The sequence below is a fragment of the Haladaptatus sp. R4 genome (assembly GCF_001625445.1).
Taxonomy (GTDB): Archaea; Halobacteriota; Halobacteria; order Halobacteriales; family Haladaptataceae; genus Haladaptatus.
This window is the reverse complement of record NZ_LWHG01000011.1, coordinates 579051-593891: the sequence shown is the minus strand read 5'-3', so window position 1 is coordinate 593891 and position 14841 is coordinate 579051. Positions and strand designations below refer to the sequence as shown.

19 protein-coding genes and 2 pseudogenes are annotated in these 14841 nt (G+C 61.8%); 5 read left to right on the top strand and 16 right to left on the bottom strand.

The annotated features are described in order from the left end of the window. Positions 1-25 precede the first annotated feature (25 nt). Entirely contained in the window at positions 26-250 is a 225-nt protein-coding gene (locus tag A4G99_RS06675; protein WP_066141017.1) for a hypothetical protein, read from the bottom strand. An 81-nt stretch (positions 251-331) separates the two neighbouring features. Further along, on the bottom strand, positions 332-865 hold the full coding sequence (locus tag A4G99_RS06670; RefSeq protein ID WP_066141015.1) for a DUF5815 family protein: 534 nt from the start codon (positions 863-865) through the stop codon (positions 332-334). 182 nt (positions 866-1047) lie between these two features. On the opposite strand from A4G99_RS06670, the gene A4G99_RS24310 reads away from it, so the two are divergent. Continuing rightward, a complete protein-coding gene (locus tag A4G99_RS24310) occupies positions 1048-1368 on the top strand; it encodes a hypothetical protein (RefSeq protein ID WP_223301744.1) in 321 nt (106 codons plus the stop codon). Here A4G99_RS24310 and A4G99_RS06665 read toward each other — a convergent pair. The 5 genes and pseudogenes from A4G99_RS06665 to A4G99_RS06645 form a co-directional block, all read right to left on the bottom strand. Beyond that, positions 1323-1850, bottom strand: coding sequence for a GNAT family N-acetyltransferase (locus tag A4G99_RS06665; protein WP_066141012.1), 528 nt, complete (start codon positions 1848-1850; stop codon positions 1323-1325). The genes A4G99_RS24310 and A4G99_RS06665 overlap by 46 nt on opposite strands. Positions 1851-1969: 119 nt before the next feature. After that, a pseudogene (locus A4G99_RS27015) lies at positions 1970-2382 on the bottom strand (hypothetical protein). A gap of 55 nt (positions 2383-2437) precedes the next feature. Then, the gene (locus tag A4G99_RS06655) at positions 2438-2695 is read right to left on the bottom strand and encodes a hypothetical protein (RefSeq protein ID WP_066141007.1); all 258 of its coding nucleotides are present in this window, start codon (positions 2693-2695) and stop codon (positions 2438-2440) included. A gap of 75 nt (positions 2696-2770) precedes the next feature. Next, the gene (locus A4G99_RS06650; RefSeq protein ID WP_066141004.1) at positions 2771-2980 is read right to left on the bottom strand and encodes a hypothetical protein; all 210 of its coding nucleotides are present in this window, start codon (positions 2978-2980) and stop codon (positions 2771-2773) included. A gap of 156 nt (positions 2981-3136) precedes the next feature. Continuing rightward, complete coding sequence (locus A4G99_RS06645) at positions 3137-4378, bottom strand: NAD(P)/FAD-dependent oxidoreductase (RefSeq protein ID WP_066141001.1); 1242 nt, start codon at positions 4376-4378, stop codon at positions 3137-3139. Positions 4379-4494: 116 nt separating this feature from the next. On the opposite strand from A4G99_RS06645, the gene A4G99_RS06640 reads away from it, so the two are divergent. Further along, the gene (locus A4G99_RS06640) at positions 4495-5079 is read left to right on the top strand and encodes a DUF6149 family protein (protein ID WP_066140998.1); all 585 of its coding nucleotides are present in this window, start codon (positions 4495-4497) and stop codon (positions 5077-5079) included. Between the two features lie 6 nt (positions 5080-5085). Here A4G99_RS06640 and A4G99_RS06635 read toward each other — a convergent pair whose 3' ends face one another. From A4G99_RS06635 to A4G99_RS06620, 4 genes are all read right to left on the bottom strand, one after another. Continuing rightward, entirely contained in the window at positions 5086-5526 is a 441-nt protein-coding gene (locus A4G99_RS06635; RefSeq protein ID WP_066140996.1) for a universal stress protein, read from the bottom strand. A 64-nt stretch (positions 5527-5590) separates the two neighbouring features. Next, on the bottom strand, positions 5591-6235 hold the full coding sequence (locus A4G99_RS06630) for a DUF5828 family protein (protein WP_066140993.1): 645 nt from the start codon (positions 6233-6235) through the stop codon (positions 5591-5593). A 105-nt stretch (positions 6236-6340) separates the two neighbouring features. Beyond that, a complete protein-coding gene (locus A4G99_RS06625; RefSeq protein ID WP_066140990.1) occupies positions 6341-7510 on the bottom strand; it encodes an inorganic phosphate transporter in 1170 nt (389 codons plus the stop codon). Between the two features lie 60 nt (positions 7511-7570). Continuing rightward, the gene (locus A4G99_RS06620) at positions 7571-8965 is read right to left on the bottom strand and encodes an NAD(P)/FAD-dependent oxidoreductase (RefSeq protein ID WP_066140986.1); all 1395 of its coding nucleotides are present in this window, start codon (positions 8963-8965) and stop codon (positions 7571-7573) included. 495 nt (positions 8966-9460) lie between these two features. Between A4G99_RS06620 and A4G99_RS25090 the strand changes: the two genes are divergently transcribed. Further along, on the top strand, positions 9461-9643 hold the full coding sequence (locus tag A4G99_RS25090) for a hypothetical protein (RefSeq protein WP_150123050.1): 183 nt from the start codon (positions 9461-9463) through the stop codon (positions 9641-9643). Between the two features lie 290 nt (positions 9644-9933). After that, on the top strand, positions 9934-10167 hold the full coding sequence (locus A4G99_RS06615; RefSeq protein WP_066140984.1) for a hypothetical protein: 234 nt from the start codon (positions 9934-9936) through the stop codon (positions 10165-10167). Positions 10168-10208: 41 nt separating this feature from the next. Here the strand turns inward: A4G99_RS06615 and A4G99_RS25780 are convergent, their stop codons facing one another. From A4G99_RS25780 to A4G99_RS06605, 3 genes and pseudogenes are all read right to left on the bottom strand, one after another. Beyond that, positions 10209-10385: a hypothetical protein gene (locus A4G99_RS25780; protein WP_190303707.1), complete on the bottom strand. Its 177-nt coding sequence runs from the start codon at positions 10383-10385 to the stop codon at positions 10209-10211. A gap of 48 nt (positions 10386-10433) precedes the next feature. Further along, the gene (gene mptA, locus A4G99_RS06610; RefSeq protein ID WP_066140981.1) at positions 10434-11372 is read right to left on the bottom strand and encodes a GTP cyclohydrolase MptA; all 939 of its coding nucleotides are present in this window, start codon (positions 11370-11372) and stop codon (positions 10434-10436) included. A gap of 48 nt (positions 11373-11420) precedes the next feature. Next, positions 11421-12244: pseudogene (locus tag A4G99_RS06605) on the bottom strand (NAD(+)/NADH kinase). A gap of 167 nt (positions 12245-12411) precedes the next feature. Between A4G99_RS06605 and A4G99_RS06600 the strand changes: the two are divergent. Next, positions 12412-13656: a KaiC domain-containing protein gene (locus tag A4G99_RS06600; protein WP_082837717.1), complete on the top strand. Its 1245-nt coding sequence runs from the start codon at positions 12412-12414 to the stop codon at positions 13654-13656. Positions 13657-13937: 281 nt separating this feature from the next. Here the strand turns inward: A4G99_RS06600 and A4G99_RS06595 are convergent, their stop codons facing one another. Both A4G99_RS06595 and A4G99_RS06590 read right to left on the bottom strand, forming a co-directional pair. Beyond that, a complete protein-coding gene (locus A4G99_RS06595) occupies positions 13938-14279 on the bottom strand; it encodes a hypothetical protein (protein WP_066140978.1) in 342 nt (113 codons plus the stop codon). A gap of 109 nt (positions 14280-14388) precedes the next feature. Further along, the gene (locus A4G99_RS06590) at positions 14389-14811 is read right to left on the bottom strand and encodes a universal stress protein (protein WP_066140975.1); all 423 of its coding nucleotides are present in this window, start codon (positions 14809-14811) and stop codon (positions 14389-14391) included. Between the last annotated feature and the right edge of the window lie 30 nt (positions 14812-14841).

The window sequence follows — 14841 nt, the reverse complement described above, 5'->3', positions numbered from 1 at the left end:
CTTGTAGTTTGGTATGTGGAAAAATCTAGAGTTCGTACCGGTACGGGGAGGAGCGAATCACCCGTACGTCACCCGCCCGTGCTCGCCGTCCGAGAACGGTCGCGATTTCGTGTGTGCTCCCGAACTCCCCACCGCTGTCGTCCGTTTCGTCGAGGAGTTCGAGAATCTCGCGCGCGGTGAGCGGTTCACCAGCGTCGTGCTCGGTAACGGCCTGCCGGATGGATTCGAACGTTTCTTCCCGAGCTGACATATGAGCAGGGTTGGCTGCCCACCACTTAAACCTCTGTCAGACAAGTGTCTGCTCGGCGAGGTCAGTTCGGCGGAAGTATCCTCACGCGGGGCGGTCGTGTGGGCCGGAGAAGTCCCGTTCGGCTCGATACTGATCGACGAAGGTCGGCACGTCGAAGTTCAGCATGTCCGCTTCGAACTGGCTCATCGCCTCGTCGTCCTCGGCGTGGCTGATGGCGTGTTCCATCAGTTCGACGATGAGTTCGACGACGATTTCGTGGAGCCGTCGGGAGTCGAAGTCCGTCACCCAGACCATCGAATAGCCGAGGTCGGGATTGTCGGCCACGTCCTCGCTGGCGACGTCCTCGGGGAACTCCTCCATGACGACGCCCATGATGTGAAGCGTGCCGAACTCGACGTTCTCGTCGGTCGTATCGATGGTTTCGCGGAGGATGTCCACGAGAAATTCGGGAACGAAGCGTGACGGCGGGTGCACGTCCATGACGACCGCGTGCGATTCGCCACAGTCACAGTCGTACTCGCGCATCCCCATGTCGAGTCGTCCGGTCGCTACCGTCTCGCCACAGGGGAGTTCGAGCGTCGCACCGTTCCCTCCCGGGACGCGCGGTTCTGCCATACCGGTCCGTTCGGTCCTGACGATTTTAAACGGCGTGATCGGGTATCGCCGTGCGAGGATACGAACGAATTCCGACAGGTGTCGCCAGTGTAGGGATAGTTCTCAATAGCACTCCCCACCGACCGTCCCCCCTCAATACCCCTCTTAGCGAGCTACTTATCCCCGGAAAAAAGAGGTGGCGTATGGCACAGGCCAGCGGGGTTCCCGACCGACTGCGCCCGATAGACGAACGAATCCTCCGATTGCTCGCGGCCGACGGCATACAGGTTCGACTCGACATCGAACGGCGACTCGCCCTGTCGAACTGCGTCACCGCGAGCGCTGTCGCTCCCTCGCCGAGCGTAACCTCGTGCGAAACACGAACTGGTGTTGTTACGAGATCACCGAGCGGGGAAAACAGCGCCTGCGGGCGGAGTGCTGACGGATCGGTGTCCCCCGGAGCACTGGATCCGGCCGTTCACTCGTCCAGCCACTCGTCGGCGAGCAGACCGTACTTGTACTGATCCATCCAGTTCCCGTCCACGAAGCTCTCCTGTCGGTCGATTCCCTCGCGCTCGAACCCGAGGTTTTCCAACACCGCCGCGGACGCGGCGTTCGACGCGTTCACTTCGGCATTGACTTTGTGGAAGCCACACTCCCGGAACGCGTAGTCCAGAAAGAGCGTCGTCGCCTCCGTGGCGTAGCCGTTGCCGTGGTGTTCGGGGATCACCCAGTACAGCAACCAGCCGATTTTCGTCTCCTCCGCGACCCACCCGAACCCGACGACGCCGACCGGTTCAGGATCGTCGCCGGTTCGACAGATGAGCAGTCGGTACTCGTCGTCGTCGAGCAACTCCGAGATGTCGTCGCTCGTTTCGATGGCGACGCTGGAAAACGGCACCCGAATTCCGTCGTGGTTGCGGCCGTACTGTACGAACTCGTGATCCCCTTTCTCGATGGGGTGGAGTGAAACGCTGTGTCCCTCCGTGAAAATCGGTCCAGGCATACCCGTACCGAATCATGACAGGAAGGTATAATTTATCGAACCACGGTAGCACGTGGCGTGCGGTCGGCACCAGCGTCGTGAAAATCGAACGGCATCGAGGTCGAACGTTCGATGGGGGATTACGGCCAGTCGTCGCGCACGTCCTCTTCTTTCCCTTCGTCGTCCTCGTCGGCGTCGGACGCCAGGTCCCACTCGGCCGCCTCGGCGCGTTTTCGACGTGCAGGAACTCCCAGCCGTGGTCCTCGGCGAGTTCACGGTCGTCGTCGGTCGTACCGACGAAGACGTGTCGGTCGGTGTCGAACTGCGATTTCACGCTGTCGAGGCTTTCGGCCCGTCCCTTCGGACCGGAGAAGAAATCCTGTCGGATGCGATTCTTTCGGGTGAAGTTCGTCACCACGTATGTCGGTTGGTCGGAGATGACGCCGACGTAGCGCGTCCAGCGCCGGGCGTCCTCGAAGACGGTGCCGGGGCTCGCAAGCTCTTTGAGCGCCGACAGTTCGAAGGCCAGCGTCATCTCACCGCTTCCGCTCATGCTCATATCCCTACATGCCGTCCTGCCGGAGAAAACGGCTTCGGTTGTTGGTTCCTCACGCCACGTCGACCCGGAGGTAGTCGTTGAACACGATGACGGTGTCCTCGGTGAACTCCTCGGACACGTCGCTGGTCATCCGGACGACCTTCTCGTGACCGTCGAACTCCGCCAAGAACCCCTGAGCGGTGTCCGACAGTTCGTCGTAACTTCGCACCGGAACGCCCGCTGGCACGGTTTCGGTTCGGGTGACGACGAGCGCCGCCGATTCTCCGGTCGATGCAGACCCCAGACTACTCGTGCTGTTCGATGCCATTGGTATATGTTATCAATTGTCGCAGTGAGTGTTAAAGCTTGCGGCTGAAAGGTGAACAAACGTGAAGAATAGAAGCTACGCGAGCAGGACGCGGAAATAGCCGGTGTATTTGACGAACTCGCCGTCGCTGAACTGGCGTGCCGTCTCCGGGTCGATGAGTCGTTCGCCACGCTCGACGACGTCGGGGAAGTGCCCCTTCGCACCGTAGTCGAGTTCGTCGTAGTGACGGACGCGTGCGTCGTCAGGGACCGTTTCCACTGGTTCGAGAGCGATTTTGTATTTCACGAAGTCACCCGACCGATGTGGTCAGTGCTACCGATTGTCGTGGTAGAACTTAAACCTTCACGTCGAGACAATCGGAGCCGATTGTTGTGGCGACCCGTCACCGGGGCAATCGCTCTCGAAACTACGACAAAAAAACCACCGCATCGCACGACGATCTTACTGTTCCTGTGGCTGTGCGAGCTTCTCGGGGTCGAACTGCTTTTCGAGGAGGACCTCCTTCTGGTCCGCACACTCGACTTCGTTGCGGATGAGGTCTTTGTACTTGCCCTGCGGGGCGAGGTCGCCGATCAGGACGCCGCCGACGAGTTTGCCGTCCTTGAACGAGAGACGCCGCCACTCGGTGTCGCTGTACTTCCGTTCGCACTCGTCGTCGCCCAGCGTCGGGAACCCGAAGGAGAGGAACGGGAAGTCGAAGTGAGTGATGGAGTACGAGGAGACCCAGCGGAACTCCTCGGCCTCGTCGTCGGCCACCATGTTCTTTGCGGCGACGACACCCTGTTCCTTCGCGCTGCCCCACGATCCGTTCTGGGCGTACTCGTCCAGAATCGTGTCGTAGAACCGTGTGATGTCCCCCGCTGCGTAGATGTCGTCCACGCTCGTCTGCATGAACTGGTCGACGACGACACCGTTGTCCGTCTCGACGCCGCTGCCCTGTAGGTACTCCGTGTTGAAGTTCAGACCGATGGCGACGCCGACGAAGTCGCTCTCGTACTCGTTGTCGTCCGCGTCGATGGTGGCGACGACGTTGCCGTCGTCGTCGGTCTTGAAGCCGTTGACGCCGCTTTCGAGGACGATATCGAGGCCCTTCTCTTCGAGTGCGTCGTGGATGATCTCCGCGCCGTCGAGGCTCAGGCCGTAGCGCCACCAGCGGTTACCGCGCATGATGTACTTGGCGTCCACGTCCTGTGCGGCGCAGATGGCGGCGAGGTCGATGCCGAGCAGTCCCGCACCGATGACGGTTCCGGTGTCCGCCGCTTCCGCGTGTTCGGCGATGCGCCGGGCGTCCTGGAACGTCCAGAAGTGGTGGATGCCGTCCGCGTCGCTGTTATCGACGGGGAGCTGTGTCGGCGTCCCGCCGGTGGCGACGAGCAGTTTGTCGTAGTCGTACGTCCCGCTCGCGTGCGTGTGGACCTCGTGCGCGTCCGGGTCGATATCGGTGACGAACGTGTTCAGTTCGAGGTCGATGTCGCGCTCGTCGTACCAGTCGGGTTCGTGAATGGAGATCGGCGCTTCCGGAAGTTTTCCTTTGGCGAACTCCTTGATGAGAATGCGGTTGTACAGCGCTTCACCTTCGTCGGTGATGACTGCGATGTCGGCGTCTGGCTTCTCTTCACGGATGGTTTCGGCCGCGGAACTACCCGCGATACCATCCCCGATAATCACGTACGATTCGGTCATGTCTGAGACGTTCTTCGTCGGGATTAAAGTGGGTTGCTATCTGGAAGTCGGTATCAAACGACCACATAGAGGGGGTAGTCGGGACGTTGAAGACCTTCGCGTCCCAAGCCACGAGCATGAAAATCCACCAGAACGCGCGACACTTCGCGTCGAAGAAGGCACTCGAACTGCCGGTCGTCAGGGACGTAACGAAGGCCGGATTGGTGAGAATGCACACCGGAATCTTTCTGGAGAAGGCCGACCCGGAGCACCGGGAGGAGCGGAAGGAACGTTTGGACGCGTTCTTCGATGCGACGATGGATTCGTATCTCGCCGCGCTCCAAGCGGGCGCGCCGGAGGAGGAAGCCCGCGAAATCACGCACATCCAGTCCAACTTCGACTTCTACAATCACGGCTGGACGGAGATGATGGAGTTCCCGAGCGACGAACTGGAGGAACATTACGAGCGCTACGAGACGTTCTTCTCGAACCACGACATCACCATCGCCGACCCGCTCGGCGACTTCGCGCCCGACGAGATGCCGGAAGCGCCATCGACGCCCGAAAAACTGGACGATCCGGTCCACCCGCACGCGGAGGGCGGCTTTGCCGACGACGTGTACGTCGAAGGTGACGACGGCGAGATTCGCGTGGGCGGGTTCGACGAACCCGAGGACGTGGACATCTCGGACGCGGTCGGCGTGGACGAGGGCGAAGCCTGAGTCCGTTCAACTCTCGTCTTTTCCCAATCGGACCATCAACACGGGCACGTTCGCCCGACGTGCGACCTTTTCAGTGACGCTTCGACGAAGCGGATACAGAATTCCCCGCCGCCCGTGCGTTCCCATCACGATGCAGTCGATGTCCTGCTCCTCGGCGTACTGGCGAATCGCACGGTGTGGTTTTCCCTCCGCGATGGACCCCGCCGTCGTCCGAATATCCTCCTCTTCCGCACGACGAACCAAGTCCTCGACCATCCGTTTCGATTCCGTCTCGAACTCCTCGTACATCGCCTCGCGCTTTTCTCCCTCGTCATCGGCGTCCTCCGCGTCCACAACGGAGACGGTGTACAGGCTGGCGTCGTAGGTCTTTGCGAGGTCGAGCGCGTACGGAATCGCGTTCTCCGCGGCATCGCTGCCGTCGATGGGGATGAGAATTCGGTCGTACATAGTGAGTTAAAACGTGTTCCACGCGAATATCGATGGCGGCGATTCACGTCGTCCAAAACCGTCGTCACTCCACCGGGTCCATCCCCTCGGCGGCCTCGGCGGAATCGGTCCGCTTTTCGGTCTCGCCGCGCCAGCGGTCGACGTCCTCGTACTCCTTCAGTCGGTCGCCGACGCGACCCTTGAGGTCGTCGTCGTTGATGTTCACCTCGAAGGAGTACTCGTTTCCGTTCCGATCGCGTTCGACGTTCGCGCTGACGAGTTCGTTGTCGAAGTACACCGGCGACACCTGCGTCATGACGTGTTTGTACACCGTTTCCTCGACGGTTCGAAGCGCTTTCCGCCCGACCGTATCGGCCGCGCGCGTCGCATATTCGATGGTGTCCTGCCCCTCATCGACCGCGTCGTCGATGTCGCCCTCGGCGAGTTCCGACACCGTGTCTCCGAGTTCCTCCCGCGCCGTCTTCACGTCCTCCGTCGGCGTCTTCCCTGCCTTTTCCCCCTCCCCGCGTGACGCGCTCGCCTGCTCCGCAGTCTTCTCTTTGACGTCCTCTCTCAGTCGCTCGTGTGCTTTCGGCCGCCACTCGTTCCAGTCGTCGAACGAGTCGCCTTCGACGGATTCCGCTTCGAGCGCCGTCGTGATTCTCTCGCCGTGTTCGACGATGGTCACCCAGTCCCCCGTCTCCTTGAAGCCAGCAACGCTCTCCTCCATGTCGTGTGGTACGCTCGCGACGGATATCTAGATTTTTGACAAATACCCGGAGTTGCGGTGTTACGGTAACGAACCGCGGTGAATCGTTAGCATCGCGAGACGTGACTAAATCAGTCCGACGCCGACGAACGCGCCGTAGGCCAACACGAACGAGAGGAGCAACGAGACGACCCACCCGAGGACGGTGTAGAACATCTTCTTCTTGCTGACGCGTCCGGCCCCCGCCGCGTAACCGCTCCCGATGATGGCACTGACGACGATTTCGTTGAACGAGACGGGTATGCCGAACAGTACCGCCGTCTGCGCGATGGCGAACGCCGGGATCAGCGCGGCGGTCGCCCGTCGCGGCCCGAGCGACGAGAAGTCCCGCGCGAGCGCCTTGATCATCCGCGGCGCACCCATCCACGCGCCGAGCATGACGCCGATACCGCCGAACAGCAGGACGACGGCGAGCGAGAGTCCTATCGGAATCGTCATCGGAGCGAGCGGCCCGACGGCGAGACCGACTTGACTCCCGCCTGCCGAGAACGAGACGAGCGCACCGATGCCGAACAGCAGGTGTCGCTGTCCCGTCTTGACGTCGGTACGCACCTCGATCAGGAGTATCGCGCCGAAGACGAGCGCGACGAACAGGGTCGCCGCGACGAGACCGACGAACGACGGAACGGGGAGGCTTTCGGCCGCCACCGCGGCGACCGACGCGCCCCCCGATTCCGGCGCGAGGAAGGTGAACGGCGAGTTGGCGAGGATGAGGCCGACGAGGACCCCGAACAGCGGAATCGAGTACTCGTCCGGTACGTCGTCACGCCGGATCAGGCGGGCGAGTCCATACGCGATTCCGCCGCAGAAGACCGGTGTCAGCACCCACAGGAGCAGGATTTGCTGATACTTCGCGTACGCCGGTGCGCCGCCGAGCGCCAACCCGACGCCGATGACCGCACCAGTCGCGGTAAAGGCCGTGGCGAGCGGATAGCCCGCGAAGATTCCGATCGCGACGAGTCCGGCGGCGACGACGAGCGCGATGACGGCCGCGACCGGCGAGAGCGTCACGCCGTTGATGAGTCCGGCGGAAATCGCTTCCGTGACGTTCTGTCCCTGAACCACCGCGCCCAGAATCCCGAACAAACCGGTGAAGAAGGCCGCTCGCATGACCGTCATCCGACGAGCGCCGACGCCGGGCGCGTACGGCGTCCACCCCGCGCCGACCGTCCACGCCATGAAGAAACTCGCCACTGCGCCGATACCGATGATTCCCAACTGCCCCACCCCAACCATGATGTATAATGGAAGCGACGAGCGGGCAAAACCCTGCTCGTGGCGTATTCGAGGTGGTTATTACTCTTTCTGCCAGTCGTTCGGATCGACGACGACTTTCTGGCCCGCGATTCTGTCCGCACATTCGTATCCCGCGACGATGCCGCCGTTCAGGCTACGCTCGGGGTACTGGGCCTTGCTCGCCATTCCGGCGTAGTAGATGCCGTCCGCGATGTCGTCTCCGAGGTCGTACGGGACGACCATGTCGAGATAGCCGCGTTCGTACACCGGCGCGGCGCGCGCGTTGCGGGCGAGTCGGAACTCGGACACCGACGAGCGGTCCCAGTCGGGGAACATCTCCTCGATGTGACCCAACCACAGGTCCTCGACTTCCTCGTCGTTCATCCCCCACAACTCCTCCTCGTAGTCCTGAATGTAGCTGGCGACGTACAGCAGGTGGTCGCCGCCGTAGCGCTCCGGCGGGATGTAGTTGGTGTGCTCGATGAGCGCGCCGAAGGGCGCGTCGTGTCCGATGTTGAGCCAGTAGGTGTCGGTCAGCGGTTCGTCCATCGTCACGAGCGCACAGACCGCCCCCTGGAAGTCGATGGTGCACTCGTATCCCGTCAACTCTTCGAGGACGTTCGGCATCGCGGCGACGACGACGTCGTCCACGTCGTGCGTCTCGGTCGCAGTGTCGTCCTCCGAACTTCCGCCGTCCGCGGCGGCGACTTCCGCGCTCTCCGCCGGTTTCTTCGTGAGCGACGTGACCTGTCCGTCCTCGCTGTCGAGGTCGGTGACGTACACGCCGGTCGTGATGTTCTCCCTGCCGACTTCCTCGACAAGGGCGTCGATGAGACGGCCGAACCCGCCGCTGAGGTAGCCCAGCGGTTCGCCGCGCAGGAGGTCGCGCTCGCCGCGGAACTTGATGCGACCGAGGAGCCACGCCGCGCTCACGTCCTCCTTTCTGCTGCCGAACTTCGCGTCCAGAAGCGGCCCGAAGAAGTTCTCGTAGACACCGCGCGAGGTGTGCTCGATTAGGAACTCGTCTATCGGGACGTCCTCGTAGTCCTCCAGTCGTTCGTAGGAATCGAACTTTGGAATCCCGCCGCGGATGTCGATTTCCTGCGTGAGGAGCGCCAACCGGAACTTGTCGTAGGCGCTCATGTGCGGGTAGGCGAGGATTTCCCACGGCTTGTCGAGCGGGTGGACGACCCCATCGACGTAGTAGGCGTTCTTCCCGATGGGCCACTCCAAGTCGTCGGCCAATCCGAGTTCACCCATGAGGTCGATGATGGTCTCCTCCGAGGCGGAGAGGTGGTGGTAGAACTTCTCGATGCGGTCTCCGTTCGTCTCGTAGGTCGCGGCGAGTCCACCGAGGTCGTCGCTCGCTTCGAATACCTGCACGTCGTAGCCGTGCTGTTGGAGGCGGTAGGCGGCGGCCAATCCGGCGATTCCCCCACCAACGATACCTATCATAGCCCGTTGGTTCGTGGTCCCGTGGAATACGTGTTACGACCCAGCAATCGGACAGGTTCGAACGAAAAGTGGTTGCGAAAACGCGTGTCTGCTCGCTACGATGAGTTAGAATAGATTTTGATCGGTTTGCGACTGCAGCAACTGTGAGAAAGACCTCGAAAGCCCCCGCCCGCTCGCTCTGAGACGAATTTGAAGGTTTTGCGACTCCAGCGACTACGAAGAAGGCCCAGAAAGCCCCCGTCCGTTCGCGGTCGCTGCACGGGATATTTTGGCCTTCCCACAACACACGGCCAAAATAGTAGCCCGTGCAGACGACTGAACTGAACGCGAACGTCGGCCCCTTTCAATCCCACCCAAACGACCGCACCGCACAGCCTCCGCACAGCGCCACACGCCTCCCCAACCGATTCCTCCACTCGTCGCTGACGCTCCTCGGTCGTCATCCCTCGCACGCTATCGGCACACCCCTTCGGCCGGGCCGCTGGCCTCGGGGCTGTGCCAGCGCGCGCCGCCCCGCTGGATGGAGTGTCCGATACGGACCAACCACACGGCGCGCGATGGCGCACCGTCGGTGCGCCCGCGCGAGGGGTGAGCATCACAGTGAGCAACGCGAGCGAGAAGCGCAGTCGGTTGGGGAGGCTGTGGTGCGGTACGGTTGCGGTGGTGTGGGTGGATTGAAAGGGGCCGACCTTCGGCGTTTATCGTAGTTGCTGTGCAGGCAACTATCCGCGCGGGCTGGGCGGAGAGCGCGGATATCCTGCACAGCGACCGCGAGCGGGCGGGGGCTTTCGAGGTCGTCTTCCCAGAACTGCAATCGAAAAAACCACCAATCACCGCTCTTCGTAGCGAACAGGACTTTCGAGACCTTTCTCGTCGCTCCAAAGTTGGAGCCCCTTCGTATCAAACGGCCACGAAAAATCAGACCGGACACAGAACGTATTTGTTACTGACGAATAGAGTATCACACGATGTCCTCCGATACGTCCCCGTCCCGGCCTCGCCGCCTCTTCGGCCCCGTTCACGTCCTCCCTCGGTCTCTCTCCCGGCAACTGTTCGGTCTCCTCCTCGCGTTCATCGCGGTCGAAATCATCGACTGGGCCATCGACCCGCACACCGTCCCCGCCTCGGCCGTCCTCTACGGTGCCATCGGCCTGTTCATCCTCGGTAACGGACTGTACGTCGGCGGCGTTCGGATTCGATAGCGAGCACACGTTTTCCGCAGGAAACCGATGCGGATCGTGGATCATTCCGAGAATTCGTTCGAAACGCTGTTGGTGAGGCCCAACAGGCCGATGAGCAGTCCGAGAATCATTATCGAGAAACCGGCGTTCGGACCGAGCGGTCTCCCATCCATGATCGAGTTGAACCCACCGAAGAGGACGACCAGAATTCCGAACAGAATCACGTCTCGACCGATCATGCTCGGTCGATGTCCACGAAATGATATAAAATAAACTGTTTCGCCGACTTATTCGCGGTCCGATTCGGCGACTTCCTCGCGCAGGGTTCCCACCTCGGCCACGCGCTCGGCGTGGGCGTTGTGCTGGTGGATGGACTCGTCGTTGCTCTGTTTCATGGTCACGACGGCGTCGTCAGGCAAGTCGGGGAAGGTATCGACCACGCCGTGGGCCATGTCGCGCACGCAGTCCTCGACGAACTTCGCGTCGGCGTGGGCCTGAAACGTCATGTGGTCCTCGTCGGGGCGCTTTGCGAGGTTGTATATCCGCGCGCTCATCGAATCGCGGGCGACCTCGATGAGTTCGTGGAGGTCCACCTCCGGCGCACCTGCGCTCTCGACGGTGAGCGTCGCGTGGCCGCGCTGGGAGTGACCCGCCTGCGGAATCTCGCGCAGAAACTCCTTGACTTCGCGCTCGCCGACGCCGAGGTCGAGCAGTTTCTCCTCCGCACGGCCGGACATCATGCCCTGCGAGCAGGGGCAGACGGTCATGCCCGTGACGCGCGCGCCGATCTCTTCCGTGGTCTCCTCCTCGGTCGCCGTCGCACTGGCGATGACGTCCACCATGGCTTGGGTGGGTCGTTCGCTCTCGGGGGTCCTGTCGCGCACCATGAACTCCGCTTCCATGCTGACTTCGGCCTTCGAGGTGTAGTCGTGCTTTTCGAGCAGTCGTTCGGCGGCGTCACCACAGACGTCTTCGAGGCGGTAGGTCGGCTCCTCGACGGCGTCTTCGAGGACCTCGTCCACGACCTCCATGTTTCGGCTCATGTCCGCGCCCTTGCGCCAACTCGGCAGGTCCACCAGCACGTCGAATTCGGCGGTGAGAACGTACGGTCGTTTGTCCGGTCGGGCGACCTCGACCAGTTTCTCGACTCCGGTTACTCCCACTCGGTTCAACCCGACGGTCACGTCAGGCTCAGTCGCCTGTACGTCGGGAAGTTGCCCTTTCATTGTGGTTTCCTTACGGGAGGCAGAATTAGAGGCTTCCGCTTCCGGCAGCTAGTCGAGTTTTCCGAGCGCTTCGAAGAACGTCGGCGACGGCCCGGCGATTCTGGCAGGTTCGGAGGACGCGGAGACGGTGATGGTCTCCGGAAGGTCGATGCGGGCCTGTTTCCCGTCACTTCCGACGACCGCGGAGGGTGCATTCGTCACGCGGATCTCCACGTCGTGATTCGGCTCGAACACCAGCGGCGGCATCGGGTGCGATGCGCACATCTCGGTGAGAATGAGACCGTTCACGCTCGGGTGGACCAACGGTCCGCCCTCGCTGAGGTTGTACGCCGTGCTCCCGGTCGGCGTCGAAACCAATATGCCGTCGGCGTGGCCGCTGCCGTACTCCACGTCGTCGACGTGAATCTCGTAGTCGATCCCCTGTCCGTGGCCACGCTGTGCGCCCTGCACGACGATCTCGTTCAACGCGGGATGGACCGACCAGTCGCCCTCGCCGGTCGCTTCCAGTCGTGGTACTTCGCGCGACGGAATCTCGCCCGAGTCCAGATATTCGCTGACGACCTCGCGGACTTCACGGACGGCGTCTTCCGGGGCGACGGCGTTCAGAAATCCGACTTCGCCGAGGTTCACACCGAGTATCGGCGTCCCACCCGCACGCTCGCGGAGAAGAGAAACGTGCCGTCGCCGCCGATGCTGACGACGAGGTCGTTTTCCGCCATTCGGCTCACATCGACGCCGTCGATACCCAAGTGCTCGGCAGTTGCCGTGTCGAGGTGAACCGTCACGGTATCGTCTCGGAGTGTCTCACGTAGTTTCCCCGCAAGTGTCGCGGCCCGCTCGTTTCCTCGCTGCGCGACGATGCCGACGTTCATCACGCCCTCGTTCTCCCTCGGTGCTCAAAAAGCCGCCGACACGAACATTAATTTACGCAGAGTGCCAGTGACAGGACGATGATAGCTGTCGCTCGGATACGGACGCGGACGACCGAACCACCGCGTCACGGGCCACGCCAAACCACGAACGGCCGGGAGGAAGCGGCGTGAGCGACGACGACGATTGGTTCGAGGCCGCACTCCGAGATGAGGAGGCGGACGATGCGGATGAAGTGGATGAGGCAAACGCGGATAAACCGGACGCAGACGAAGCAAACGTGGACGGGGCGGACGCGGATGAACCGGACGCGGAGGAACCGAACGCGGACGAGACGAACGCGGATGAACCGGATGCGGACGACCCCGACGAATCGGACGTCGCTGCCGAACCGGGAACGGGGGCGGTGACCGACTCGACGGACGGTGCTGCCGACTCGCATCCTGCAACGTCGCCGGAGGCGGAGTCAGGCGATAGACCCCTGTTCGACGACGACTTCGCCAGTGCGTTCGCCTCGGCTCCAAGCATGGGCGGAAGCGAACCGGATTTCGGTGACGACGGAGGTGACTTCGACGGCGCGGCGGGCGGCAACGCCGGTGCCGGTGGATTCGACGCAGACGAATTCGGTGGCGGCAGTGGCTTCGATGGCGGGAGCGGCGGATTCGGCGGCGGCCCGTCCAGTACCGACTTCGACAACGAGGAGTTCGAGTCCGCGATTCCACGCATCGACATCGGGATCGACGGTCTCGACAGGATGATCCAGGGCGGCGTCCCCCAGCACACCCTGATGGTCGCGATCGGCAACGCGGGGACCGGAAAAACCACGTTCGGGCTTCAGTTCCTGAACCACGCCCTCGAACGCGGCGAGAAGGCGGTCTACGTCACGCTGGAGGAAAGCCACCAACGAATCGTGGACAGCGCGACCGAGAAAGGCTGGCCCTACGACGAGTACGTCGAAGATGGAACGCTCGCAGTCGTGGACTTGGACCCCATCGAGATGGCCAACTCGCTGTCGAGCATCCGCAGCGAGTTACCGGAACTCGTCCGCGATTTCGGCGCCACGCGCCTCGTCCTCGACTCCGTCTCGCTCCTCGAAATGATGTACGAGGAGCAGGCCACCCGCCGCAACGAGATTTACGACTTCACCCGCAGTCTCAAGGAAGCGGGCGTCACCACCATGCTCACGAGCGAGGCCAGCGACGACAACCCCTACGCCTCACGCCACGGCATCATCGAGTACCTCACCGACGCCGTGTTCGTCCTCCGCTACGTCCGAAGCGAGGACGAATTCATCGAAACCCGACTCGCCATCGAAATCCAAAAGATCCGCGACGCCAACCACTCCCGCGACATCAAACCCTACGACATCACGGACGAGGGAATCAGCGTCTACCAGCAGGCCAATCTGTTCTAGCGCACCTTTTTATTGCGAGGGTCGCTCCGCGACCCTCGATAAAAATCTGCACCAAAAGCGCTCCTCACCCCCGTTGGGGGGTTCGTCGGCCCGGAAAATCAAAGATTTTCGGCGTCTCAAATCGCGCCGCGATTTTGATGGCTCGAAAGACCGCAGGTCTTTCGGTGGAATTGCTAGCGACTAGTGGTTGTGTCGTAGGCCGTCTCTGTCGGTTGTGAAAACTCCAATTCTCTTTAAAACACCCTGGAGCGTGACGGAAGTGGAGAGAACCAAGTAGAATCTCAGATGACGACGATGATAGTCCCAACGAAGCTCCAGAGGACGATTCCGAGGAGGTAAAACGTGAGAATCGCTCGATTGTTCGTGGGGAGTGAGGACCCGATATGGACCTGGGATGGTGCGGCGTCCATTTCTGTATAGTCTTCTCCACCACCACCATCGCCATCCATCTGCATGGTCGGACCGCTTCCGGTCCGTGCATGGAGAAGGGAGAACACGAACAGGGACACGATTAGCAGTAGGACGATGGCTCGGCCCAAGAAATACGCGAGCGGAACGACCGTCACACCCGCTGCAACGACGGTGTACGCGAGGAGAGCAGAGGCGAGCGTATTTCGTTCCATATCCCACGGTAGTGAGTTGTGGTTATGAGTTTTCTGAAAAGAACCGAAATCCCGTCCGACGGTTGCATCGCTGGCCGTTTCCGGCAATCGTGAAAATCTCGTCGCTGAATTACCGAACGACGGTCACGGGAACCGGCGACCGTCGGACGACCGTTTCCGCGACGCTTCCGAGAAGGATTCTGGAGACGCCCGAACGGCCGTGACTGCCCATCACGACGTGGTCGAAGTCCTCGGCGGCAGTGACGATGGTTTGGGCGGGTTGCCCGACGTCGGTTATCGTCGAGAGGGTCGTACCGTACTCGTCGGCCTTCTCCTGTGCCTCCGCGAACAACTCCTCCGCGTTCTCCTTCGAGTCCTCGTACCACTCCTCGGAGTAACCGGGCATTCCGACCGTCGACGTGTAGCCGACGTCGATGGGGTCGATGACGTTGATGACGGTGACCTCCGCGTCCGGGAACTCCTCGAACGTGTACGACAGTGCCTTCGTCGCGTGCTCCGAACCGTCTATCGGAACGAGTATTTTCTCTACCATGGTTGGAGATACACATCGCCATCACATAGC

Excerpts from the sequence above, each read along its gene's own strand:
- A4G99_RS06655 (WP_066141007.1), bottom strand. The coding sequence starts at position 2,695 with ATGGCATCGAACAGCACGAGTAGTCTGGGGTCTGCATCGACCGGAGAA.
- A4G99_RS24310 (WP_223301744.1), top strand. The coding sequence starts at position 1,048 with ATGGCACAGGCCAGCGGGGTTCCCGACCGACTGCGCCCGATAGACGAA.
- A4G99_RS06640 (WP_066140998.1), top strand. The coding sequence starts at position 4,495 with ATGAAAATCCACCAGAACGCGCGACACTTCGCGTCGAAGAAGGCACTC.
- A4G99_RS06645 (WP_066141001.1), bottom strand. The coding sequence starts at position 4,378 with ATGACCGAATCGTACGTGATTATCGGGGATGGTATCGCGGGTAGTTCC.
- A4G99_RS06635 (WP_066140996.1), bottom strand. The coding sequence starts at position 5,526 with ATGTACGACCGAATTCTCATCCCCATCGACGGCAGCGATGCCGCGGAG.
- A4G99_RS06615 (WP_066140984.1), top strand. The coding sequence starts at position 9,934 with ATGTCCTCCGATACGTCCCCGTCCCGGCCTCGCCGCCTCTTCGGCCCC.
- A4G99_RS06675 (WP_066141017.1), bottom strand. The coding sequence starts at position 250 with ATGTCAGCTCGGGAAGAAACGTTCGAATCCATCCGGCAGGCCGTTACC.
- A4G99_RS06670 (WP_066141015.1), bottom strand. The coding sequence starts at position 865 with ATGGCAGAACCGCGCGTCCCGGGAGGGAACGGTGCGACGCTCGAACTC.
- A4G99_RS25780 (WP_190303707.1), bottom strand. The coding sequence starts at position 10,385 with ATGATCGGTCGAGACGTGATTCTGTTCGGAATTCTGGTCGTCCTCTTC.
- A4G99_RS06665 (WP_066141012.1), bottom strand. The coding sequence starts at position 1,850 with ATGCCTGGACCGATTTTCACGGAGGGACACAGCGTTTCACTCCACCCC.
- A4G99_RS06595 (WP_066140978.1), bottom strand. The coding sequence starts at position 14,279 with ATGGAACGAAATACGCTCGCCTCTGCTCTCCTCGCGTACACCGTCGTT.
- A4G99_RS06620 (WP_066140986.1), bottom strand. The coding sequence starts at position 8,965 with ATGATAGGTATCGTTGGTGGGGGAATCGCCGGATTGGCCGCCGCCTAC.
- A4G99_RS06630 (WP_066140993.1), bottom strand. The coding sequence starts at position 6,235 with ATGGAGGAGAGCGTTGCTGGCTTCAAGGAGACGGGGGACTGGGTGACC.
- mptA (WP_066140981.1), bottom strand. The coding sequence starts at position 11,372 with ATGAAAGGGCAACTTCCCGACGTACAGGCGACTGAGCCTGACGTGACC.
- A4G99_RS06590 (WP_066140975.1), bottom strand. The coding sequence starts at position 14,811 with ATGGTAGAGAAAATACTCGTTCCGATAGACGGTTCGGAGCACGCGACG.
- A4G99_RS06625 (WP_066140990.1), bottom strand. The coding sequence starts at position 7,510 with ATGGTTGGGGTGGGGCAGTTGGGAATCATCGGTATCGGCGCAGTGGCG.